Below are 22,358 nucleotides of genomic sequence, written 5' to 3'. Positions count from 1 at the left end.
CCGTTGCCTGCCCGTATAGCAGACCCGCCCCGCTCTCTCCGCTGGAGGACCTCATGACCACCACCGATGCCACGCCCAGTCCCGCTCCCGTCCCGGAGGGGCATGAGCACCATCATGGCTATATCTCCGACCGGGCCCGCTATCTCGCGCGTCTCAAGCGCATCGAAGGACAGGCTCGCGGCCTGCACCGCATGGTCGACGAGGAGAAGTACTGCATCGACATCCTCACCCAGATCAGCGCGCTGAAGAGCGCCCTGGACGGGGTGGCGATGGGGCTGCTGGACGACCACCTCCAGCACTGCGTGCTCGACGCCGCCCGCACCGGTGGCGACGAGGCCGAGCAGAAGCTGAAAGAAGCCTCGGCGGCGATCGCTCGTCTCGTACGCTCGTGACCCGTTGGGTCACACCCGGAGCTCTACCGGCACGCATCATCTGCCGAGGTGGGAGCGCATCTCACCCATGACGATTCCCTCCTGCATGCATTAGAGTCCCAAGTGATCTGTATGACCGGTCAAGCAGTCCATCTCGCCGCACGCGCAGTGCGACGTCTCCGACCAGACGCAGGGTGATACGAACGCGGAATCGAGGAGACGGATGACCGACAAGACTGCGCCGCCGCACTCAGAGGCAGAGCACGGAAATGTCGTGGAGGCGCCCTGGCCACAGGGAGTTCCGCGCGCCGAGCCCGCCTTGGATGAGTCCAGGGCCATTCCGAGCCTGCCTCCGGCCGGTCTCTCCAGCGATGCCGGCGAATCCGCTCCCGCGCGCACCGGACGGCGCGAGGAGATCCTCGACGGCGCAGCGGAGATGTTCGCGGAGCACGGGTACCACGGCTCGAGCCTGCGGGACATCTCGAGCCACATCGGCATCTCCCATTCCGGGATGCTGCACCACTTCGGGTCGAAGGACGCTCTGCTCGACGGCGTGATCGACCGGATGGAAGAGCATGCGCAGGCGGCACTGGACCGGATCCATGAGATGGGCGGCGGGCGCGAGGTCCTGCTGCGCGGGCTCGCTGAGGTGTGGCATCCTGCGTCGCTTCCGATCAGGCTCCTGGCCACCCTCGATGCAGAGAGCGTCAGCGAGGACCATCCCGGCCGCTATCGGCTCGCGCGACTGCGGCGCGTCCACGAGCACCTGCTCGAGACGTGTTTCACGACGATGGGCGAGAAAGGCCTGCTGCGCAAGGACACCGACCCCGCCTTCGCGGGACGTGCACTGCTGGGGGCGGTGCTGAACCTCGCCGTCCGTGAGAAGACGGTCCGCACGCTCCAGCATCGGGGCTACGGCGATGCCCCGCTGGAAGATCTGGCCAAGCAGGTCGAGGCCTTCCTCGATGCACCGGAGGACTCGACGCCGCAGCGCTGACCGCTCGCCTCGCTCGTCATCGGCGACAGCCGCTGCGGCGAGGTCCGATCCGCTTCGCGGGGTCACCGTGCCCACCGCCCCAGGAGTTCGTCGACCGTCACGAGCTCGGCCTGGCGGTCTGCGGCGAGCTGGTCGAGCACCCTCTCCTTGTGGGCGGCTCTCTCGTCAGCCACCGCATCGGTGACGATCACGGCGCGGACATTGTTCGCGTAGGCGTCACGGGCGGTCTGGGCGATGCAGGCATGCGTGGAGACCCCGGCCATCACCACCCGTTCCACCTGCAGGTTGCGCATTCGCAGCAGCAGATCGGTGCCGAACCAGGCGCTGTCGCGGGTCTTCTCGATTCGCGTCATCCCGGTGGTGTCGAGCTCGTGGACCACCTCGGTGCCGGGATCCCCGTGGAACAGAAAGCCCTGATCGTCGTCGAGCATGCTCAACGTCCACGTCGAGCGGTCGCGGCTGTGCTCGGTCGTGATCAGGAGGATCGGCACCTCGGCGCGGCGCGCGGCCTCGGCGAGCGTGGTGACCGCACGGATCACCTCGGCGCGGGCCTCCGCCAGCGCAGGCTCCTCGAAGAAGGATTCCTGCAGATCGATCAGCAGCAGCGCACTGCCCTGGCCGCTCACGGGGTGGGGCTCCCCCCGGTGACGGCGAGGGTCTCGCCGAGCACATAGCTCGACTCGGGAGAGGTGAGGAAGACGTACGCCGGAGCGAGCTCGGTGGGTTGGCCGGCCCGGCCGAGCGGCGTGTTCTTCCCGAACTCGGGCAGGGCCTCCTTCGGCTGGCCGTCCGAGACCTGCAGCGGGGTCCAGATCGGGCCTGGAGCCACGGCGTTCACCCGGATGCCACGAGAGGCGACCTGCTGTGCGAGCCCCTTGGTGAAGTTGTTGATCGCCGCCTTGGTCGAGGCGTAGTCCACGAGCGTCGGCGAGGGCTGGTACGCCTGGATCGAGGTGGTGTTCACAATCGTGGAGCCGGCGGGCAGGTGCGGGAGCGCGGCTTGGGTGATGCGGAACATCGCGTGGATGTTCACGGCGAAGGTATCCACCCACTGCTGGTCCTCGATCTCCTCAAGGGTCTCCACCGCGATCTGCCGGCCAGCGTTGTTGACCAGCGCGTCGAGGCCGCCGAGCTCGCGCACCGCATCCGCGACCAGGCTGCGACAGAAGTCCGCGTCGATCAGGTCCCCGGGCAGGAGCACAGCCTTGCGACCCTCCTTGCGGATCACCTCCGCGATGTGCTGGGCATCCTCCTCTTCCTGCGGCAGGTAGTTCAGGGCGACGTCCGCGCCCTCGCGGGCGAAGGCGATCGCCACTGCGGCTCCGATGCCGGAGTCAGCGCCGGTGATGAGCGCCTTCCGCCCCTTCAGCCGGCCGGTGCCGCGATAGGACTCCTCGCCTCGGTCCGTGCCGGGAATCAGCTCCGCATCCAGTCCGGGCTCGGGCTGGTCCTGCTTCGGCGGGGTGATGTCGGGGAAGCGGGTGACGGGATCGGTGAAGGTGAGCTGGTCGGCCATGGGGTTCCTCCTGGGACTGGGCGGTCTCGGTCAACGCTCTCGGGCGGGGCCGGGAGACAGGGCACGTTCAGGGTCAGGGTCGTCGGGGTCACAGGCGCGAGTGGGGCGCCTGCGCCGGGTTCAGGGGATCTGCGTCGGAGCGGGGGCGATCGTGGGATCGAGGACGACCTTGATGCAGCCGTCGTGCTTCTTCTGGAACAGGTCGTAGCCAACGGCAGCTTCCTCGAGGGGCAGCCGGTGGGTGACGAGGTCCCCGACCCCGAGCGGGTCGGCGGGGTCTTCGACCAGCGGCAGGAGGTCGTCGGTCCAGGCGCGCACGTTGCATTGGCCCATCCGCATCTGGAGCTGCTTGTCGAACATCGTCAGCAGCGGCATCGGGCTCGCTGCTCCGCCGTAGACGCCGGACAGCGAGACGGTCCCGCCGCGGCGAACGAGATCGATGGCGGTGTGGAGGGCCGCGAGCCGGTCCACTCCGGCACGCTCCATGAGTGGCCGGGCCACGGCGTCAGGCAGTTTGCCTGCGATGGTCTGGGCGAGGCCCGCGACGGGGCTGCCCTCCGCTTCCATTCCCACCGCGTCGATGACGGCGTCCGGGCCGCGCCCCTGGGTGCGCTCGCGAATCTCACCGACGGTATCCTCCGCGAGGTCGAACACCTCGACGCCGTGGCGTTCAGCCATGGCTCGTCGCTCGGGCACGGGATCGATGCCGAAGACCCTCGCCCCCAGGTGACGACCGATCCTCGCGCACAGCTGGCCCACGGGGCCGAGACCGATCACCGTGAGGGTGCGATGAGCGGGGACCCCGGCGTACTGCACTGCCTGCCAGGCGGTGGGGAGGATGTCGCTGAGGAAGAGGTAGTTCTCATCCGGGAGCTCGGTGCCGACCTTCATCAGCCCGTAGTCCGCATGCGGCACCCTGAGGAACTCGGCCTGACCGCCGGGCACCTGGCCGTACAGCTTCGAATAGCCGAGCAGTGCGGCGCCTGAGCCGTGCTCGGTGACCTGGGTGGTCTCGCACTGCGAGGGCAGTCCCTGGGAGCACATGACGCAGTGGCCGCAGGAGATGGTGAAGGGCACGACGACGCGGTCGCCGGGCCGCACATGGGTGACGCCCGCTCCGACCTCCTCGACGATGCCCATCGGTTCATGGCCGATGATGTCGCCGGCGGTCATGAAGGGGCCGAGCACCTCGTAGAGATGCAGGTCCGAACCGCATATCGCCGTCGACGTGACGCGGATGATCGCATCAGTGGGGTCTCGGAGTATCGGGTCGGGCACGGTCTCCACGCTCACGCGCTCGGTGCCCTGCCAGGTCACTGCTCTCATCATCCTGCCTTCCGGTGGTGATCGCGATCGTCTCTCCACGCTATGGGCGGTCGCCGCTCATGTCCTCAATGTCGACCGAAAGGTCTGCCTCGGGGGCAGCTCAGGCACTGGGGCCACGACCACGTCATGGACCTTCCAGTCGAGCTCGTGGATCCGGTCTCGCAGATCTGCGACCTGTCGAACCGACGGCTCGATTCCCGGCCGGGGAACGACGAACACCTCTGCGTGGAAGACGTGTCCCTGGTCGCGGACGCGAGCTGCGGCCTCGCCCACCCACGGCTCCTGCCCCGCCCGCACCTCGATCTTGCGGGTCAGCGGGTGGGGCTCGGAATCGTCATAGGTGCGGGCCTCGGCATCGGTGAGACCACCGATGGAGCCGCGCAGATTCTTCAGGCCGTCGCGGAGGATCGAGACGGACACGAGCAGCGCCGCGGTGGCGTCCGCCCACCACAGCCCGAGCCCCACACCGAGCACGCCGGCTATGGTCGCGATCGCGGTGGTCCAGTCGGCCTTGCTCATGTCGGCGTCCGCGAACAGGACCTTGTCGTGCAGCTGCTCGGAGAGTTTGAGCTTCTTCAGCCCCAGGATCACCGGACCGATGCTCGTGACCACCATGACCGCGACCATCAGCCAGCCGGCCCAGATCCCCTGCCCGAACAGCACCGTGAGCCCGATCGGGGGGCGTTCGACCTTGACCAGACCCATCACGGAGTCGAACACCAGATAGCCGCCCATGGTCAGCAGCGCGATCGCGGCGACCAGGTGGGCGACACCGATGGACCGGTGATAGCCGTAGGGGTGGCTGCGATTCGGCGTCTTGCGGATCCGCCGGGTCGCGACGAGGAAGGCGATCGGGGGAAGGAGGGAGAGCATGTCCTCGGCCCAGGCCGCCTGCATCGCCTGCGACTGCCCGGCGACCAGTGCGACCAGCACGACGGTGCCCGTCATCCAACCAAGCGTGATCCATTCCAGCCGGATCGCTCGCTGCAGTGCCTCGCGCTGTGCATCACCGAAGGCGTCGTGCCCCGATCCGGTGTCCTCCTCGCCACCCTCCGACTTGGTGCCGTTCACAGCTCACCACCCCGTTCGGCGAGGTATCGCTCGAGGTCCACCAGCAGCGCGTTCTCTCCCGGCCGCACTCCCATCACGATGTCGACGGGCTTCCCATCCGGGCCCTGTGTGGTGGTGTAGGGCCGCGTCAGCGCGATCTCCGACGTCCAGGGGACATCCGAGGCGAGGCCGCCGACCACCAGATCGAGGTTCCCCTCCTTCATCTCGGCAGCCAGCACGTTCTCTCCCCCGGGGACCCAACGGATCTCGGCATCGATCGTCTCGGCGTAGTCGCTCAGCAGATCGACCTCGCTGCCGCTGACCGCACCGTCGGGAGCGACCTCTGTCCAGGGCGGGTTCTCGGCGATCCCGACGCGGAGCTCGCCCCCTGTCACCCGGTCCAGGGTGCCCTGTGTGTCGGCGGGGAAGCTCCCCTGGCAGCCCGCGGCCGCCAGCAGGAGGGCTCCCAGCAGGATCAGGCGCCACACCCGTTCCATGACCCCCATGCGCATCCTCTTCACCGTGCTTTCCACGAGGCGCCGCAACGCCATGATTCTCGTGCTGGCTCACTGTAGGCAGTCTCCGCTGCCAGGTTCCGTCCGATCGGTCGAGGGCCGGGACCTGCAAAGGTTGCAGTCCCTTGTCGACCCCTTCCCATGCAGCGCGTGTGATGACTCCGTGGTCCACACAAAGGGAACGACAGCACCCCACGAAGAAGACACGAAGAAAATACGAAGAAGAGGGCGATCATGATGAACGTCGCAGAAGGCGGAGAGGTCACCGGCACCAAGGACAAGAACTATGACCTGATCTGGTTCACCGAGCAGTGCCTGTCCAATGCGCTGCGCATGGAGACCTATCGGTCCGATGCCGAGAGCGCAGGCGACCAGGAACTCGCCGAGCTGTTCAGCATGGCTCAGCACGAGAGCGCCAAAGGTGCCGAGCTGGCGAAGGGCCTGCTGGCGCGCCGCCTGAACCAGAGCTGAGCGGATCATGGCCCCAGACCCGCGGCGCCCCGGTGGCACCCTGCACCGGTGACACTGGGGCGCTGTCCGTTCGACGACGTCCACACCGCCCCGAGAGCATCGCGTTCGTGAAATAGTCTCGTGAACAGAGAGGGGCCCGACATGCTCGATGACGTCGACAACGGAACGCACCAGCACCTGAGCACGATGCAGGCGCTGCTGCTGGAGAGCGAGGACATCGCCTCGTTCCTCCAGGACTTCACGGAGCTCCTCACCGGCCGGCTGACCAGCGCCGACGGGCATCGCTGGTGCGCGATCACGCTGCTCCGTGACCGCAAGGCCGTCACCGCCGTCAGCTCCGGGCCCGCGGCCCGGGAACTCGACGCGCTCCAGAACTCCTTCACCCATGGACCGTGCATGACCGCGATACGTGAGAACACGGTGATCCGGGCCGGAGACCTGCGTACCGATGGACGCTGGCCCCAATACCAGGCAGCTGCTGTGGCCCAGGGCGTACGCTCCGTGCTCGGGATGCCCTTCGACCTGGATGACGACGCCAGAGCAGGACTGAACATCTACTCCGACATCCCGCACGACTTCGACCCCGAGATGATCGCCACCATCGAATTCGAGAAGAATCTCGCTGCCGATGCGCTGCGCCTCGCGGTGCGGATGGCGGGCCAGCGCGAGTCGGAGAGCGACCTGCGGGCGGCGATGGAATCCCGGACCGTGATCGACCTGGCGGTAGGCATCATCATGGGACAGAACCGGTGCAGCCAGGAGGAAGCGGTCTCGATCCTCAAAACGGCGTCCAATCACCGCAATGTCAAGTTGCGAGAGCTCGCGACGGAGCTGGTGGCGTCGGTGAGCTCGATGCCGACGCGCACGGCGTTCGAGAGCTGATTGTGCGCTGGTCGGCGCGCGGGTATTCTCCCGGGGAGGTCTAGCAGGGGGCCTTCTGTTCATGTTGCACGAAATGGCCTCCGCTCATGCCCCACACACTCTCGGTGACCGTGCATGTCGATCTCGACCTGCGGGAGATCCAGCTCGCCGTCGCCGGGTGCCTCACCGCCGACACCTACGTCGCCCTGCTGCCGATAGTCCGCCAGGCGCGCGGGCTCGAACCGGCTCCCCGCCTCACGCTCGATCTCACAGCAGCGGAGCACATCGATCTCGACGGGCTCATTCCACTGCAGCACACGATCGCTCATGAGCCCGTCGACGGCGCCGGCACGGTGGACTATCGCCTCCCCGATCCACTGCCGACATGCCAGCGCACCGTCGTGGCTCCGCGTCTGTCTGGCACCGCCGACGACCTGATCCTCCAGCGCGCGAACCGGGTTCCACCCCTTGCCCTCGTGCGCGAGCGCAAGGGCCCCTCCCCCATGCCTTCGGTGCCGGTAACGGAGCCGGCTCCCGACCGAGCTCGCGCGTCCGGCGCCCGCACGCGACGGGAGGAGATCCTCGAAGGTGCCGCAGAGATGTTCGCCGAATACGGGTACCGCGGCGCGAGTCTGCGCGATATCAGCCGTCATATCGGGATCTCCCACCCGGGACTGATGCACCACTTCCCCTCCAAGGAGATCCTGCTGGACAGTGTCATCGACCTTCTCGAGGCCCATGCACAGAGGATCCTCGACCAGGCCGACGCGATGCGCGCAGACCCCGAGACGATGCAGAGAGCGCTGGCGGTGCACTGGAGCCCCACCGCGCTGCCGACGCAGCTGCTGGCCACCCTCGGCGCGGAGTCCGTCAGCGGGGACCACCCCGGACGGTTCCGGCTCGCGAGACTTCGCCGTGTCCACGAGCACGTCTTCGAGGGCTGCTTCACGGAGTTCGAGAAGCTGGGAATGCTCCGCCAAGGGGTCGATCCCAGCTTCGCGAGCCGTGCGATGCTCGGTCTCGTGCTGAACCTCGCAGTACGCGAGAGGACGGTGCGCACCATGCAGACCGGAACCCATGACGACGCCCCTGTTGAGGAGATGGCACGGTTGGCACGCTCGTTCCTGCGGACGGACACCACGGACTGACATCCGACTGACGTCGTGCTCTCCCCGCGCGAGCCATCGGAGGGAGTGCCCAGGCCCCCTGGCTAGAGTGCCTCTGATCCATCCCCCGCGAGGAAGACCCTGATGCCAGCTTCGACCATGCTCACCGCCACCTCTCTGCATGCCGGATATCCCGGTGAGCAGGTGCTCCAGGGCATCGACCTCACCCTCAGCGCCGGAGACCCGCCGCTGGGCCTGCTGGGCCCGTCGGGCGCCGGGAAGACCACCTTGCTCGCCTCGCTGAGCGGAGAGCACATCCCCGACGCCGGCGAGGTCACCTGGAACGGGCGCCGAGTCTCGAAGCTGCGCGGGAAGGACCGCAAGACGTTCCGGGCCGCGGTCCGTTTCGTCTCTCAGTACGCGATGACCATCTCGGATCCCCGCGAGACCGTCCGCTCCCGACTCGAGCTGGCCGCGAAGGTGGCACGCAAGGGTGGCCGCACCCACGCCGTCTCTGCTGCGGAGATGCTCGAGTCCGTCGGCCTCGCCGAGCACTTCCTGCCCCGCACCATGCGCACCCTCTCCGGCGGGGAGATCCAGCGGGTCGCGCTTGCGACAGCCCTCGCCACCCGCCCCGAGCTCCTCGTGCTCGACGAGCCGCTCACCGCAGTGGATCCGAACACCAGGGCCCGGATCGCCACCACCCTCGCCGCCACCATCCAGCGCCTCGGCATCGGCACCCTGATCGCCTCCCACGACGTCGAGCTCCTGCAGCGGCTGTGCCCGCAGATCGTGTTCCTCGGAGACGGGAAGCTGCTGGCCCGCGGCACGCTCTCCGAGGTGCTCGCCCAGACCGAGCACGAGCCGATCCGGGAGCTGGTCGAGGCGAACCCAGTCGCGGTGCAGCGCTTCCGCTGAGGGCAGTCCGGCGAGCACGCCGGTCCTGCGTCCCGGCCTGACACGGACTCGCAGCGATCAGAAGTGCTGCTCTAACCGGCAGAACGGATAGGCCCCGTCGCGGAAGCAGCTCAGAGCGCAGTTCTGGTCGGCGCGCCATCGCTGGGACCACCATGCCCGTAGTCCCCGGATTCCCGCTCCGGTGCGGTCCGAAGCGGGAATGTCGAGGGCGTGCACATCGTCCCCGGACTGTTCCGGGATACGGACGGTTCCGGGCCTCGGGCTGTTCCGGGACACGAAGAAGCCCCACCGGATGACCGGTGGGGCTTCGACTGTTGGTGCGCCATCAGGGACTCGAACCCCGGACCTACTGATTAAGAGTCTCGAGCCACGGTCGCTTGGGTCCGTGATCGACGTCGACTTCGGCGAAGCCCGAGGTCGACGCACGATGGTCGGGTGACTCTTGGATGAAATTCCCGGCAGAGCCGACGCAATAGAGCCATCCCTGCGACTCCTTTCCTCCCCACCCCCTGGTTATCCCCAAACACCCGACACCACTCGAAACCTGCCGCTGTCGTCGGGCACGGTGTCAGCCATGGACGTCATTGCACAGCTGCCTCTCTGGACCGCTTGGCTTCGTGCCTCGGAGCGGTCCGAGACGACTGTGCGGCTACGGGAGTACCACGTTCGCCGTTACCTCGATAGCGTTCCTGCTGAGACGGATCCCCTTGATCTCGAGTGGCTCGTTGCCTACCTCGCGAATCCTCGGTGGAAGGCAGCTACTCGACGCAGCGCACGAACGTCGCTACGGATCTGGACCACATGGCTTCACCGGACCGGTCGGATCCTCGCGGATCCTCTCCTGCTGATTCCGCCGGCGCGTGCCGCAATGTCGGTGCCAAGACCGTGTCCCGATCCGGTGATTCGGAAGGCACTGCTGTCTTCGAGCGCACGGTTGCACGCGATGATCCACCTCGCCGCCGAGGCCGGCCTTCGCCGCGGTGAGATCGCGATGGTTGCTCGAAATGACGTCATCGAGGAACGTGCAGGTAGCTCGCTCATCGTTCATGGCAAAGGTCGGCGCGAACGAACCGTTCCGCTCACACAGACCACCCATGACGCTGTGCAGCGCCAGTTCGACCTAGTCCCACCGGAGATTCCGTGGCTCTTTCCCTCGATAGGTCGGTACGCCGATACACACCTACAGCCAATCCGGGTGGGAGAGCTCGTGAACGAAGCACTACCAGGCCACTGGAGCACGCACACTCTTCGTCACCGCTTCGCAACCGAGGCGTACAGGAACTCCCGTGACCTGCTCTTGGTGCAGACCCTCATGGGCCACTCGAAACCCGAGACCACGGCTATCTACGTCGGATTGGACACCGCTCAGGCACGGATTGTCGTCGATGGAATCAGTCTCGTCGCGTGATCACGGCTCGCTCAACGCAGAGAGGCCCCAGGATAATGGAAACTATTGAAGTACTCAGCCGCAAATTCATAACGCTTGACGACTTGCAGGAGGTGATGTCGATCAGCCGCTCCCAGGCCTACGCTCTCGTGCGCTCTGGTGAACTGCGTGCCCTACGCGTAGGCGGTCGTGGACAATGGCGGATCGAGATTACTGAGCTCGACGCTTACATCGAGCGGTGTTATCAAGCTGCCGATGCCACCGACGCTATTGCGCGGCTACAAGATTGAAGGATTCTGCTCTCGACGGCCAGCGATTGCGCCCCTACTTCTTCCTGAGATTCAGGTTGTACCGTCCGCAACGGCAACGAAGGCTCTCCTCGGGGCGCCCTACAACATAGATCCATCCAGTGCACTCGGTGTTGTTGCACGTGAACAGGTCGAGGAAGCCTCGACTAGCTTCTAAGACGGGCTTGAGGTCGTTGACAGAGGCGTTCGCCCAGTCATTGTTATGGACCAGGGCGTTGATGATCCAGGCTTCGGAAGCCTGTTCGGGGATGACAGTCGATCTAGCATCCTTTTTCGCCTTGACCGCGTCGGCCGCAGGCTGATCTCCCCAAGAGTTAGCGACGGCTGATGCGAGTTTTAATAGTTCACCGTGGCGACCCTTGATTGCGTCAAGGAGCACCGAAAGATCATAGCTATTATCTCCACGGTACTGGACGCGACCGCCAATAGAGTCGGCAATGTCTCCAGCTGCTGCCTCGAGTCGCCGACGAAGCTTGTGAGCTGCGCCAGCAACATCGCCCTTCCCAAGATCGCTCTCGATGCTCTCCCAGACGTCACCTTGCTCGTAGATCGGGCCGTCAGTGACAGTCCATCCGTAGAACCGAGCTTGAGACTTTGAGGTTATTAGTCCGGCCGATTGCATCTGGCGGGCCCAAACTGAATCATGCGTAGTGATAATGAACTGAGTGTCGGGAAACTCCGTCTTGAGTAGGACGCAGAATTGCCGTCGGTGATTGACGTCGACAGACATAACAACATCGTCGAGCACTGCGTACCTGAAGTTAGAGCCAAGAATCTGCTTCATCAAGGCGAGGTAGAGGCAGACACCCATACCGTCCTGGTGGCCTTCGCTGTGGTATGCGGTTGGTGGGAACTTCCCTAGCCCATAGAAGTCAACAGTTAGGTCAAGGCTGCCGGCGGTGGGCTTGAGCTGAGCACTGAAGTTCCCTTCGTCGTCAGCGTTGATTATCTGGTAATATCTGCTGAAGTCTGCCTCAACGGTCTCATAAAGCGCCTGGAGTGTGGAGTCAGAAATGTTGCAGTAGGAATCGTAGGCAATCTTGGCGCTGTTTCGAACAGCATCTGCCTTAGCTGCTTGAACCCTAGCAACACGAACCCGCGCCCACCTCTCCTGCGCAACCGTCAGAAAACTTTGCGCGGCGATCAGAGAACTTTGGTCAGGCTCTGCCCGCAATGTCTCGCGGAGAGTCGCAATGCCTGACACGATTTCCTCGTTGACGGCGTAGGCCGTTTCGATCAGTAGAGACTTCGAAACCACGATAGAGTCGACTGTGCCGCCCACCTCTTGTGAATGAGCCGCGACACCAGCGGAGAAACTTGTCAGGTGGTGGGGGAGTTCGTCGACGCCCCGGCTCTTGGAGGTAGGTAGGATACGATCCACCGCGTCTTGCAGTTTCTTTAATGCATCCTGGTACGCGCGTGCAGCGGTCGTGAGTTTAGTTCGCGCGGCGCCTGCACTTGCCGATCGCTGAAGCTTTGCTGTCAGATGAGCTCGTAGGGCATCGACACTTTCCCATTCGTGGTCGCAAAGGGGGCAGGTTCTATCAACTGCTTCGCGCAATCCATCCTCAACCAACTGCTGATGCTTGAGGGCGTCAAGTAGTGTTGGGTCGTCCGTAACCGACGTGATGGCCTCAGAAAGCTCCGCCTGTCGAGACTTAATGTCACTCGGGTCTGTAATCAACAGCTCGAGTTCATCGACTTCGCGTTGTGCCGTAACTAGGTTAAATGCATGCGGGGCCGCGTCAGCTTTCAGTCCTGAGTTTAGCTCGGTATCAGTGGAGAGTTCCGCCAACTGCTCAAGGTTGAGCATCTCGCGGCGCTTGTTAACCTCATGGATGATTTCGTCCTCGAGTAGTTCGCCCACGCTAAGATGTGCAGTGAGGTTTGTCTCAGCCGTCCTGACCTCCGTTGCGGCGATCTTTAGTGAGGCTTCTGTTTTGCCAAGGGTGCTCTTGAGTAATTTTCGGAAGTCATCAAGTCGGTTGAGCTTCAGCAACGCTTGCACCTGCTGTGCTCGGTCCCCCGGTTTTGATACGACGTACCTAATGATCTGTCGACGAGACAGAGTCAGCTCGGGATGCGATTGAGCCTCAATAATGGATGTTCGTACCGACTCCGTGCCGGGCTCGAGGGTGAACTTGGCCGGCTCCTTTACGTTACGACGGAGGACTGCGTTGTCACCTGTCGTGACGTCACGAACTGTCAGCTCGACGACAGCCGCAGCCGGATCATCTCGCTTGTGGACGTGGGGACCGTGTCGTAACAGGGTGACGTTCCCCGTCCCCTCTCCGGCAAGCCGAGTAATGCTTCCAGTCAGTGCGAAGTCAATCGCATCAACTACACCGCTCTTACCTGAGCCGTTCGGTCCATGAACGGCAAACGATTTCGAGCCTAGCGGAAGATCGATAAGCCGTATTCCGCGAAAGTCTTTGATGTGAAGGTGTTCAAGCTGGATCATGCGAGCTTGCCTCCGCTCCCTTTCCTGAAAGTCTCAGCCAGGGCGTCGGGGCTGGGAAGCTTTTCTGCTACAAATGCCTCTTGCAGGCTGTTAGTGATGTCTTCGCTTACTGACTGCGATCGCAGGCCAGTGAGGTATTTCTCCAAGAGCGCGGCCTCAAGCGGTGTTGTCATTCAAGTGCCTCGATTTTCCGTATCGCCGGGATAGTAGTCAGTTGTGGGATGACCCAATGGCCGATCGGCCAAACACTGGACGTTAACTATGGATTTCCACTACTCAGAAGCTTCTATAAGCAGGCGTGCCTGGTCGGTCGTGTGGGCGTAGTCGATGGCTCCGGTCGGCGCACCCGCGAAGTGCTGGTGCGCGAAGCGGATCCGCATAGCCTCGTCCCAGTCCAAGTCGTCGAGATTCCGGGTGGCCTTCGTCTCGCGGACGAGGTACAGCCGCTGCGTGCCGTCCTCGTCGTAGACGATCGCCCAGTCGGGGGAGTACTCGCCGACCGGTGTCCGCACACGAAACCGGCGCGGCAGCTTGGTGAACAGCTTGACGTGCTCCCGGTTGTTCTCCAGCTGCGACGCGAAGGCTCGCTCGACGTGGCTGTCGTAGTCGACGTGGTCGTAGAGATTGACGCCGTCTTCCGGTGCCGGAGCGACACCGGACGAGGGGTCCGGGTCGCCGGGGAGCGCCTGCAGGGGCGTCTTGGACTCCACTTCCAGGAACACGACTTCGGCATCCCACCAGGTGTCTTCGTCCATCGGCTCGTAGGAAATGCCGCCGACCATCTGTTCGATCGCCTCGACCCGGATGGCGTTGGCAACGATCCGTGCCCAGCGATCAGGATCGTCCAAGACATGGCGTGAGTAGTCCTTTTCCGGGTACTCCATGATCGAGCGCACGATCGCACCGAGCGTCTGCCTCGTGAGCTGTAATGGGTATTTGCCGTGCAGAAGCTGATCCTCAATCAGGTGCACGACGTCTGGCAGGCGCTGGCCTGCCAGCACGATGCGCTCCCCCTTTGACTCTGCGACCGCCGTGTCCTTCGTCGTGACTCGCCCGGTGTCGTCATAGGCAAGGTCAGCCGTCTGCACGACGTTGGCGCGCCGTTCGATGAACATGAGATCCGCCAGGTGCTCAGATCGGGGAAGGGCAGAACTCAACGCCGAGGGTTCGACGGTGACTCGGTAGCGGGCCTTGTACCGAATGCGCTTCCACAGCTCGGCGAACTCAGGGCTGTCAAAGAGTGCAGGACGCCTGCGGACGATCACTTCGTTGTCCGCATCGTCGACCTCGGGGCCGGCGTCGCCTGTACTTCCGCTGGTCTTGAGATACTCGGCATTGAGCCCGTCCCGGAACTCGGTGAAGGACTCATCAACGATGAGGGTGAGGCGGTTGATCGCCGGGTCCATGACACGCCGGCCAGACTGGTCGACGGGCAGGCGAAGACCCCGGCCGATCTGCTGCCGACGCTCGAGGTCCGATCGGGTGTGCCGGAGGAACCCGACCTGGAACACGTTCGGGTTGTCCCAACCTTCCTTCAGGGCCGAGTGGGAGAAGATGAACGCTCGAGGATTCGCGCGGTCAAGGATCAGCTCCTTGTTGGCGATGATCTCCTGGTAGGCACGCGCCTCGAACTCGGCATCGCTCGCGCGGCCCGAGGTGTCCTTGAGGATGCCTGTCTTGGTCGAGGGGAAGTAGGCCACGCGAAGCTCAGCAGGGTCGGGCATGTCTGCTTCCGGAAATCCGGCGTGAGCCCACTCCTCGCGGAAGACTTCATCGAACACCGCAGGCAGGGTGGCTTCGTCCCCGGCGTAGTCTGCGACGTGCTCGACGAAGAAGAGCGAGAGCACCTTGACGCCGCGGCCTGTGGCATCGATCTGCCCCTGACGTGCCAAGTGCGTCCGAATGGTGTGCCGGATCTGATCACGCCAGACCAACGCTGCATCGACACCAGTCTCAGTGCCGCTACGAACGACCAGACCGTTCTCGAATACGACTCGATCGGGCTTACGCTCCAGGCTGTCCACGACGAGGCCCCGATACTGCTGGAGCTCACCGGATTCTTCGTACAGGTCGGTGCCGTTCTGGAGGGTAACAGAGTTGCGCTTGCCCCTGGCCGTGTCGATGACTGCTTCGGCCATCAGTCGTTTGCGGACGCTGCGGATCTTGTCCACGCGTACGTACGGCTCGCCATCGATGCCCGCGACGATTCCCTTGACCGAGACCTTCTTGACCAGGCCAGCGTCTGCCGCCTGCTTCGGCCCGAGCCGGTGCACCAGGTTGAAGGGCTCCTTGTGCGTGGCGCTGTAGCGCAGGGCGACGAGCGGGTTCAAGGTCGCGATCGCCTGGCGACGCAACGTGGTCGCCATGTTCTGCGGCTCATCGATGAGCACGACAGGGCGAGCCTGCGCGATGTGCTGCATGCCGCTGCGTGACTCTCCCCATAGCTGGGGCTGCTCAGCGCTGGCGTACAGGGTGTTCTTCTCCGGCTTGTCCAGAGCCTGCACACTGGCGACCAGGAACTGCACTGTGCCGGACGGCTCGGTGAAGTCGGTGAGCGCTGAGTTCTCGCCCAGTACGCCCCACTTGTAGGCGAGGCCCGGGTACTTGAGGCGGAAGTGCTCCTCAGTTTGCTCGAACGTCTTGACCACACCAGCGCGGATCGCGACCGAGTGCACCAAAATGACGAACTTCCGAAGGCCATACAGCTCGGCGAGCCTGAGCGCGGTCGATATGTAGACGTAGGTCTTGCCGGTACCGGTCTCCATCTCGACAGAGAAGTTCGGAAACGCCCGGCTCGACTCTTCAAGGTCTGTCTCAGCCAGCAGCTCTAGCGTCGACTGGGGCTCAACGGCTTCGCGAGTCGTGACCGTCTTCAGGTTGTCTGCGAGCACGTCTCGTTCCAGCGTGAAGCCCGCATGCCCATCCGCGCCCGGCGCCTGGCCTGCCAGCGCATCGTGAGGCGGCACGAGCGCGCCCTCGAACAGGTCGACGACCGCAGAAACTGCCGCCGACTGGTGCGGCTGATCATCAAAGCGAAACTTCACGAGGCACCCGCTCCAGGAGGATCAGCTTTGACTGCAGGCGGGGAGCCAACGTGAGCGTGACCGAGTCAGTCACCCGGTCACCTCGCAGGATCAAGGTGTCGTCATCGCTCAGGCCGAGCTCGTCGGCCGTCGCAAGCGTGAACGCGTCGAGCGAGATCAGCAGCCGACCCGAGCTCTCCTGCTCGTGGGTCGGGGTGAACTCGTAGACAGTCTCGCCGTCCAGCTCGTGCGTCGTCACACGTGCATCGAGTCGCGTCGCAGTGGTCTTGAGCGCCACCTCCCATGCGACGTCCAAGGCCTTCGCGTATTTGACAACAGGAGGGCCAGCAGCATGGTCGAGCACCTGGGACAGATAGCCCTGGGCAGAAAGCTCGGGAACAGCAACAAGGGGCCTGTCGATCATGAGATTCGTCGGGCGCGTGCGGAAGATCCGGAAGCCCAGCTGCGGCGCATCCAGCGTGTCCTGCTGAAGCTTGGCAGCTGCACGTCGCAGGCGCTCCGCTGTGACCTCGAAGAGAGTTTCATAGCCGGATTCGAGCGCATTCTTACCAGACGCCTCCTTGACGTCCGGCTCCTCCGGAATCTGCACCAAGACCCAGTGACGTGTCTTGCCATCCTTCGGGTTCTGCTCCCAAACCGCTTGTCCGGTCGATCCCGAGCCTGCGAAAAAGTCGAGGATCAGATCGCCGTCGTCGGTGATGGCGTGGAAGAGGCGAGCGAGCACGTCGGTGCTCTTTGGATCGTCAAAAACCTTGGAGCCCATCAGCTTGTCCAGACTGGACGAGGCTCCTCGCCGGTCCCGGTAGAAGACCGATGCCGGTGCCCACTGCTCACGCATGTGGAGGTAGGACTTGATCTGGACGCGCTTGGTCTTGTCCTCCGGATAGACCAGTCGTCCATCGGCGTCGAGGCGCTCCATCGTAGCGGGCTCATACCGCCAGCCCTTCGCTGGCGGGCTGTAGCCCTTCCAGTCGTAGATGAGGTTCTCTCGGTAGTTCGGGCTCGAAATATTGTCCGGGAACCAGATGCCCCGCTGATCGACTCGGTTGTAGTAGTCGTGATCCTTCGACGGGTCAGCATCAGGGAGCGCCTTGTACCAAGCGCGCAGTTCATTCGTCATGGTCTCGAAGTCGTCGCCATGTTCTGCGCGTAACGCTTCGACTTTTTGGTAGATGGGCTTCAGGCCGTCCTTCTGCTCGCGCCAGCGCACATCATTGGCTCGAAGGAAGGGACGGTCGCGCGCATAGACGAGCACGTAGTCCTGGCCGCCGCCAGTCAGCTTGGCATCACCTTTGCGGGCACCGCGCCACGTCATCATGTCGACGAAGTTCTCAGCGCCAAAAATTGCATCCAGCAGCAACCGGAGATGGTGTACCTCGTTGTCGTCGATCGACACGAGGATCACTCCATCGCGGCGCAACAGGTGCCTGGAGAGCGCCAAGCGGGAGAACATCATCGTCAGCCACGGTGCGTGTTTGCGTCCCTTGGACTCGATCCGGCTGGTCGTGGCGTGGCCCTGCTCGTCGACCTGGCCCGTCTCCTCCAGGTACTGACGCTCAGGCACGGCGAAGTCGTCGTTGTACGTGAAGGTGTCACCCGTGTTGTACGGCGGGTCGATGTAGATCAGCTTCACGGCACGGGAGTAGCCGTTTTTTAGCAGCTTCAGCACCTGGAGGTTGTCGCCCTCGACCAAGACATCGCGTGCGTCATTCCATTCAACTGACGCATCCGCGTCCGGCACCAGCGTCGCCGTGGTAGGCATGCGCGCGTCTCGTCGTGCTTGCTCAATACCGGGCCACGTGAAGTTGAACGATGGCTTGCTCTCGTCGCCGAGATGGAGTGCGCTCAGCAGGGCGTCTCGATCCAGCTCACCGTCGAGAAACGCGCTCGGTACAAGATCCCGGAGCTGTGCAAGCAGCTCTTCCTGTCCGTCCGGGGTGTCGTCCAGAACTGACGGTGTCATCGAGCCATCTCCTGAGGTCGAGTGTGACGAGAGTGCGCTGTGCGGCCGAGGTCGAGCGACCGGATGGTGCTGAGCAAAGACATGCTGGTGCTGGTCTCCTTCGCGCTAGGGCGCGGCCCTACGTCGTCTTAGTGAAGCTTGAGTCCAAACTACCTGGCAGCGCAGACAGTCGGCGGCTATTTCGTCTGGCTTGGTGATGCGACGCCGTGCAGATGTCGGATCTCCCTCAGTTCTTCCCGCTTGAACATGTCATGGCCGAGCTCTCGATCAGCCGCTCCCAGGCGTATGCACCTAAGCGGTCTGGGCAGCTGCGTGCTGTTCAGATCGGAGGCCGTAGTCAGTGGCGGACCGAGTAATGCTCGACCACAGAACCCCTGCACCAGGTGTGCCACAAACGGTCGGTTACGGCACTCCGCTGAAGCTCGCGACCAGGCGGTGTCGCCTATGGACCACCTGTGTCTTAGGAGCGCACCATAATGTTCTGCACCAGATGTCCGTCAGGTCGGCTCGTTGTGGCACGTACGACCCCCACGCCGAGTTCTTCCGCACGTACCGGGGCCAAGCAGACGGCGCTGTCTAGTGACTACCGCGACGACGGGAGAAACCTTGCCGCTTACTGGTGAACAGAAGGCCGACAGAACTAGAAAGCGACAGATGTCCGCAGCCCTGAAGGCAGAGGCGCGGGACAAACGGCGCGAGGCGCGTTCTCGCGAGTGGGCAGCGAAAGGAATGTACCTAAGCTATGAAGAAGCTGCCAACGGGGAGCCGTGCCGCGGCTGCGGGCTTCCCGTGATCGACAACCTCGGGGACTGGCCCGCCACCATGTACCTCTCCCCCGACGAGCGCATCGAACACGACGCCGAACAGACGCGGTTCCGAGAGCGTAACCCCGACTGCGAATCGCACCTTTGGAGCATGGCCGGCTCACGTGCCACGCACTGTGGGGAATGCTGCCCATCCTTACCTCTCTCAGACACGCAACTCGAGCACGTAGCGGGCATCCTCCGCCACTCTAAACCTTCTGTCGAAGAGCTCGACGTGTGGGAGCGCCTACTGACTTGCGGCCATCAGATCCAGCAGCAAGTTCATTACACCAACTCAGAACCGAGCTGCTCCACTCACCGGTGCCTGAAATGCGATGAGCTCCGAGGTGTGGTGTCGTCTAGAAAGATCATCGAAGCGGGAGCCCGTAGGGAGGAGGCTGAACGCCGGGGTGCCGCTGCCTTAGCGCGGGCCGAGCAAGAACTCAAGAGAGCAGAGAAGGTAGCGAGTAACGCCCGCAGGAAGCTGGATCAATTGCGCGCCCGATACGAAAACGGAGCCTGAGCCCTTTCCGTCGTCAGCTGATATAGCGATACAGCGTGGAACGACTGATCCCATGCTTGCGCGCGACGTCGGTCTTTGCGGTGCCAGCAAGTACGTCCGCGCGCACGGATCGGACCTGTTCACTATCCAGCACGCGGGGGCGACCCTTGTAGACGCCCCGCTTCTTCGCTGCGGCGATGCCCTCGGTCTGGCGCTGGCGGATGAGCTCACGCTCGAACTGCGCGAAGGCGCCCATCATGTTCAGTTGGAACGCGGCCATCGCATCCGCTTCCCCGGGCTCAAAGGTGAGTCGCTCCTTGAGGAACTCGATGCTTGCGCCCTTCCGAGGGCGCTGCTCGGTGTGCTCGGCTGGGTCGCCGGTGATCTGCTGGACGATGTCGTTGAGGTCGATGACCGAGCGGCCCAGGCGATCCATCGACGCGACGACGACATGATCGCCGCGGCGGACGTGCCGGATGAGCGCCTGCAGCTGCGGACGGTTGGTTGCGCTCTTGCCGGACTGCTTCTCGGTGAACGTCTGGTCGCACTCCCCCACCGCCTCGAGCTGCCGCGCGAGGTTCTGGCCCGCCGAGGACACCCGGAGGTACGCAACGCGCTGCCCCGGGACCCGATATGTGTCGTTCATCTCTAAGACCCTAGCCGAGACATGTGCCAAAACACGGGAACGGTGTGGATGTGATGGCTTGGTGGCGGGTTTCTGTGATCGCTCAGTGGCGGTGCAGGCGCGGTCAGGTGTCGGCCGTGGTGCGGCGCAGCTCGCGGTAGATGGTGGTGCGGGAGACGTTGAACAGCTCGGCGAGCTCGGCTTGGGTGTGTTCGCCGGCCGTGTGCAACGTCAGCAGGTGCTTGCGCTGAGAGGGCGAGAGCTTGGGCTTCTTGCCTTTGAGTTTGCCCTTGGATCTGGCGATGGCCATGCCCTCGCGGGTGCGCAGGCGGATGAGGTCCGCCTCAAACTCGGCCACCATGCCGAGCACGTTGAACAGCAACCGGCCGACGGCGTCGTTGGGGTCGTAGACGCTGCCTCCGAGACTGAGCGCCACTCCCTTGATGGTGAGCTCGTCCGCGATGTCCCTCGCGTCCGGGAGCGAGCGGGCCAGCCGGTCGAGCTTGGTCACCACCAGGGTGTCCCCATCCCGGGTCGCGGCCAGCGCTTCGCGCAGCCCGGGCCGGGCGCGGATCGTTCCCGTCAGGCCGTGGTCGAAGTAGATGTTCTTGTTCTCGACTCCGAGGCGCTCGAGTGCTTCCCGCTGGGCGGAGAGGTCTTGCTCGAGAGTCGAGACGCGCGCGTAGCCGACATGCATGTCCCCATTGTTGCAGTTGCCCTCCCCTCACCGCCCATGTCACCGTACGGGTCTTGCGTACATTACGATCCCTCATAAAAAGTCGTCGAGGAGGAAGCTCGCACGACGTACGGTGAAGGATCCCCTTACGGGCATGCGATCTGGACTGACGCCCGTGACCGAATGTTCAGTGCGCGCTGTATAGTTCAGTGCATGCTGACTATTGCTTCGCGTCTCGACGTGATGAACCGCCTGGGTCGTGCACTGGCCGACCCCACTCGATCCCGGATCATCTTGACCCTGCTCGACCATCCCGCTTACCCGGCGGAACTGGCCCGAGATCTGGACCTGACGCGCCCGAACGTGTCCAACCACCTGGCATGCCTGCGCGATTGCGGGATCGTCGTCTCCGAGCCCGAGGGTCGTCGGACACGATATGAGATCGCCGATTCTCACCTGGCGCAGGCGCTGACGGCACTGGTCGACGCCACCCTGGCAGTGGACGAAGACGCCCCGTGCATCGATCCCGCCTGCTCGCTTCCCGGATGCGACGCAGCTGGGGAGGGCGCATGATCCTCACCTCGGTCTTGCAGGCGATGGGCCTGTTCGCAGTGACCAACATCGACGACATCATCGTGCTCTCCCTCTTCTTCGCGCGAGGGGCAGGCCAGCGCGGCACTACCGCCCGCATTCTGGCCGGCCAATACCTCGGATTCGCCGGCATCCTCGGTGCCGCGGTCCTGGTGACCATCGGCGCCGGAGCATTCCTGCCCTCGGCAGCCATCCCGTACTTCGGTCTCATCCCTCTGGGCCTCGGCCTCTGGGCCGCATGGCAGGCCTGGCGCGGAGACGATGACGACGATGACGACGAGGCCAAGGTTGCCGGCAAGAAGGTCGGCGTGTGGACAGTCGCAGGCGTCACCCTTGCCAACGGCGGCGACAACATCGGCGTCTACACCCCTGTCTTCCTCAGCGTGGAACCTCTCGCAGTAGTCGCCTACTGCATCGTCTTCCTCGCGCTCGTCGCGGTCCTGGTGGCCCTGGCAAAGTTCGTCGCCACCCGCCCCCCGATCGCCGAAGTGCTCGAACGCTGGGAGCACATCCTCTTCCCCATCATTCTCATCGGCCTCGGCATCGTGATCCTCGTCAGCGGCGGAGCCTTCGGACTCTGACGTAGCGGCAGCGATCCAAACGGCCCCGACCGGGCGCACCCCTCTCGGTTCAGACCGCGACACCTACCTGCAGCCAGTCCTGCGTGATCGCGGCAACAAGACCGCCACGGAGCGCTGCAAAAACCCCGCCACCAAGCGAACGAAGCCACAGTTATTGGACCCTGTGGAACAGGGACGATACTTCGCGGACGCCTGTCGCTTTTGGGTATACCCCAAAGAAGCATCTGGCCCGTGACACCCATGTCACCGACCTCGTCCGCTGCCCAGAGTCTCGGCGTCCACAGAC

The 22,358-nt window shown here is 64.0% G+C and carries 20 protein-coding genes; 10 read left to right on the top strand and 10 right to left on the bottom strand.

All coding sequences use genetic code 11. The features are described from left to right. Positions 1–53 precede the first annotated feature (53 nt). The gene (locus tag ACT3T9_RS10885; RefSeq protein WP_441443207.1) at positions 54–392 is read left to right on the top strand and encodes a metal-sensitive transcriptional regulator; all 339 of its coding nucleotides are present in this window, start codon (positions 54–56) and stop codon (positions 390–392) included. Between the two features lie 202 nt (positions 393–594). Next, positions 595–1,368: a TetR/AcrR family transcriptional regulator gene (locus tag ACT3T9_RS10880; protein ID WP_444606604.1), complete on the top strand. Its 774-nt coding sequence runs from the start codon at positions 595–597 to the stop codon at positions 1,366–1,368. A 62-nt stretch (positions 1,369–1,430) separates the two neighbouring features. On the opposite strand, the gene ACT3T9_RS10875 is transcribed toward ACT3T9_RS10880, so the two are convergent. The 5 genes from ACT3T9_RS10875 to ACT3T9_RS10855 all read right to left on the bottom strand — a co-directional run bounded on the left by ACT3T9_RS10875 (position 1,431) and on the right by ACT3T9_RS10855 (position 5,766). Continuing rightward, positions 1,431–1,994 carry a cysteine hydrolase family protein gene (locus ACT3T9_RS10875; RefSeq protein WP_441443209.1) on the bottom strand — a complete coding sequence of 188 codons (564 nt, stop codon included), beginning with the start codon at positions 1,992–1,994 and terminating at the stop codon, positions 1,431–1,433. Continuing rightward, positions 1,991–2,884, bottom strand: a complete 894-nt coding sequence (locus ACT3T9_RS10870) for an SDR family oxidoreductase (protein ID WP_441443210.1) — start codon at positions 2,882–2,884, stop codon at positions 1,991–1,993. Before ACT3T9_RS10870 ends, ACT3T9_RS10875 begins: the two co-directional genes overlap by 4 nt. Before the next feature lie 120 nt (positions 2,885–3,004). Then, on the bottom strand, positions 3,005–4,210 hold the full coding sequence (locus ACT3T9_RS10865; protein ID WP_441443211.1) for a zinc-dependent alcohol dehydrogenase: 1,206 nt from the start codon (positions 4,208–4,210) through the stop codon (positions 3,005–3,007). A 57-nt stretch (positions 4,211–4,267) separates the two neighbouring features. Continuing rightward, on the bottom strand, positions 4,268–5,281 hold the full coding sequence (locus ACT3T9_RS10860; protein WP_441443212.1) for a cation diffusion facilitator family transporter: 1,014 nt from the start codon (positions 5,279–5,281) through the stop codon (positions 4,268–4,270). Then, positions 5,278–5,766, bottom strand: a complete 489-nt coding sequence (locus tag ACT3T9_RS10855) for a transporter substrate-binding domain-containing protein (RefSeq protein ID WP_444599406.1) — start codon at positions 5,764–5,766, stop codon at positions 5,278–5,280. The genes ACT3T9_RS10860 and ACT3T9_RS10855 overlap by 4 nt, the downstream gene beginning before the upstream one ends. Before the next feature lie 243 nt (positions 5,767–6,009). Here ACT3T9_RS10855 and ACT3T9_RS10850 point away from each other — a divergent pair, with 243 nt between their 5' ends. The 6 genes from ACT3T9_RS10850 to ACT3T9_RS10825 all read left to right on the top strand — a co-directional run bounded on the left by ACT3T9_RS10850 (position 6,010) and on the right by ACT3T9_RS10825 (position 10,808). Then, complete coding sequence (locus ACT3T9_RS10850) at positions 6,010–6,246, top strand: hypothetical protein (protein ID WP_444606603.1); 237 nt, start codon at positions 6,010–6,012, stop codon at positions 6,244–6,246. 141 nt (positions 6,247–6,387) lie between these two features. Next, positions 6,388–7,128: an ANTAR domain-containing protein gene (locus ACT3T9_RS10845; protein WP_444606602.1), complete on the top strand. Its 741-nt coding sequence runs from the start codon at positions 6,388–6,390 to the stop codon at positions 7,126–7,128. Positions 7,129–7,214: 86 nt separating this feature from the next. Then, positions 7,215–8,255, top strand: coding sequence for a TetR/AcrR family transcriptional regulator (locus tag ACT3T9_RS10840; RefSeq protein ID WP_444599403.1), 1,041 nt, complete (start codon positions 7,215–7,217; stop codon positions 8,253–8,255). 102 nt (positions 8,256–8,357) lie between these two features. Next, positions 8,358–9,131, top strand: coding sequence for an ABC transporter ATP-binding protein (locus ACT3T9_RS10835; protein ID WP_444599402.1), 774 nt, complete (start codon positions 8,358–8,360; stop codon positions 9,129–9,131). A 574-nt stretch (positions 9,132–9,705) separates the two neighbouring features. Beyond that, the gene (locus ACT3T9_RS10830; protein WP_444606601.1) at positions 9,706–10,539 is read left to right on the top strand and encodes a tyrosine-type recombinase/integrase; all 834 of its coding nucleotides are present in this window, start codon (positions 9,706–9,708) and stop codon (positions 10,537–10,539) included. Positions 10,540–10,574: 35 nt separating this feature from the next. Next, positions 10,575–10,808, top strand: a complete 234-nt coding sequence (locus ACT3T9_RS10825; RefSeq protein WP_444606600.1) for a helix-turn-helix domain-containing protein — start codon at positions 10,575–10,577, stop codon at positions 10,806–10,808. A 34-nt stretch (positions 10,809–10,842) separates the two neighbouring features. Here the strand turns inward: ACT3T9_RS10825 and ACT3T9_RS10820 are convergent, their stop codons facing one another. From ACT3T9_RS10820 to ACT3T9_RS10800, 5 genes are all read right to left on the bottom strand, one after another. Continuing rightward, positions 10,843–13,287: an AAA family ATPase gene (locus ACT3T9_RS10820; RefSeq protein ID WP_444606599.1), complete on the bottom strand. Its 2,445-nt coding sequence runs from the start codon at positions 13,285–13,287 to the stop codon at positions 10,843–10,845. 272 nt (positions 13,288–13,559) lie between these two features. After that, positions 13,560–16,331, bottom strand: a complete 2,772-nt coding sequence (locus ACT3T9_RS10815; protein ID WP_444606598.1) for a restriction endonuclease — start codon at positions 16,329–16,331, stop codon at positions 13,560–13,562. Beyond that, positions 16,315–18,294 carry a site-specific DNA-methyltransferase gene (locus tag ACT3T9_RS10810; RefSeq protein WP_444606597.1) on the bottom strand — a complete coding sequence of 660 codons (1,980 nt, stop codon included), beginning with the start codon at positions 18,292–18,294 and terminating at the stop codon, positions 16,315–16,317. Before ACT3T9_RS10810 ends, ACT3T9_RS10815 begins: the two co-directional genes overlap by 17 nt. Before the next feature lie 1,339 nt (positions 18,295–19,633). Beyond that, on the bottom strand, positions 19,634–20,245 hold the full coding sequence (locus ACT3T9_RS10805) for a recombinase family protein (RefSeq protein WP_444606596.1): 612 nt from the start codon (positions 20,243–20,245) through the stop codon (positions 19,634–19,636). 103 nt (positions 20,246–20,348) lie between these two features. After that, complete coding sequence (locus ACT3T9_RS10800; RefSeq protein WP_444606595.1) at positions 20,349–20,921, bottom strand: recombinase family protein; 573 nt, start codon at positions 20,919–20,921, stop codon at positions 20,349–20,351. Between the two features lie 192 nt (positions 20,922–21,113). Between ACT3T9_RS10800 and cmtR the strand changes: the two genes are divergently transcribed. Next, positions 21,114–21,473, top strand: coding sequence for a Cd(II)/Pb(II)-sensing metalloregulatory transcriptional regulator CmtR (cmtR, locus tag ACT3T9_RS10795; protein ID WP_006590980.1), 360 nt, complete (start codon positions 21,114–21,116; stop codon positions 21,471–21,473). Beyond that, a complete protein-coding gene (locus ACT3T9_RS10790; RefSeq protein WP_444606594.1) occupies positions 21,470–22,072 on the top strand; it encodes a cadmium resistance transporter in 603 nt (200 codons plus the stop codon). Before cmtR ends, ACT3T9_RS10790 begins: the two co-directional genes overlap by 4 nt. The last annotated feature ends 286 nt before the right edge of the window (positions 22,073–22,358 follow it).

The sequence above is a fragment of the Brachybacterium sp. AOP29-B2-41 genome (assembly GCF_052378395.1).
In the GTDB taxonomy this organism is placed as follows: Bacteria; Actinomycetota; Actinomycetes; order Actinomycetales; family Dermabacteraceae; genus Brachybacterium.
Note: the sequence above shows the minus strand (reverse complement) of the source record. Positions and strands in the feature narration are given on the sequence as shown.

Coding starts and splice junctions, on each gene's coding strand:
- ACT3T9_RS10885 (WP_441443207.1), top strand. CDS start 54: ATGACCACCACCGATGCCACGCCCAGTCCCGCTCCCGTCCCGGAGGGG.
- ACT3T9_RS10880 (WP_444606604.1), top strand. CDS start 595: ATGACCGACAAGACTGCGCCGCCGCACTCAGAGGCAGAGCACGGAAAT.
- ACT3T9_RS10870 (WP_441443210.1), bottom strand. CDS start 2,884: ATGGCCGACCAGCTCACCTTCACCGATCCCGTCACCCGCTTCCCCGAC.
- ACT3T9_RS10865 (WP_441443211.1), bottom strand. CDS start 4,210: ATGAGAGCAGTGACCTGGCAGGGCACCGAGCGCGTGAGCGTGGAGACC.
- ACT3T9_RS10855 (WP_444599406.1), bottom strand. CDS start 5,766: ATGGGGGTCATGGAACGGGTGTGGCGCCTGATCCTGCTGGGAGCCCTC.
- ACT3T9_RS10850 (WP_444606603.1), top strand. CDS start 6,010: ATGATGAACGTCGCAGAAGGCGGAGAGGTCACCGGCACCAAGGACAAG.
- ACT3T9_RS10845 (WP_444606602.1), top strand. CDS start 6,388: ATGCTCGATGACGTCGACAACGGAACGCACCAGCACCTGAGCACGATG.
- ACT3T9_RS10840 (WP_444599403.1), top strand. CDS start 7,215: ATGCCCCACACACTCTCGGTGACCGTGCATGTCGATCTCGACCTGCGG.
- ACT3T9_RS10835 (WP_444599402.1), top strand. CDS start 8,358: ATGCCAGCTTCGACCATGCTCACCGCCACCTCTCTGCATGCCGGATAT.
- ACT3T9_RS10830 (WP_444606601.1), top strand. CDS start 9,706: ATGGACGTCATTGCACAGCTGCCTCTCTGGACCGCTTGGCTTCGTGCC.
- ACT3T9_RS10825 (WP_444606600.1), top strand. CDS start 10,575: ATGGAAACTATTGAAGTACTCAGCCGCAAATTCATAACGCTTGACGAC.
- ACT3T9_RS10820 (WP_444606599.1), bottom strand. CDS start 13,287: ATGATCCAGCTTGAACACCTTCACATCAAAGACTTTCGCGGAATACGG.
- ACT3T9_RS10810 (WP_444606597.1), bottom strand. CDS start 18,294: ATGACACCGTCAGTTCTGGACGACACCCCGGACGGACAGGAAGAGCTG.
- ACT3T9_RS10805 (WP_444606596.1), bottom strand. CDS start 20,245: ATGAACGACACATATCGGGTCCCGGGGCAGCGCGTTGCGTACCTCCGG.
- ACT3T9_RS10800 (WP_444606595.1), bottom strand. CDS start 20,921: ATGCATGTCGGCTACGCGCGCGTCTCGACTCTCGAGCAAGACCTCTCC.
- cmtR (WP_006590980.1), top strand. CDS start 21,114: ATGCTGACTATTGCTTCGCGTCTCGACGTGATGAACCGCCTGGGTCGT.
- ACT3T9_RS10790 (WP_444606594.1), top strand. CDS start 21,470: ATGATCCTCACCTCGGTCTTGCAGGCGATGGGCCTGTTCGCAGTGACC.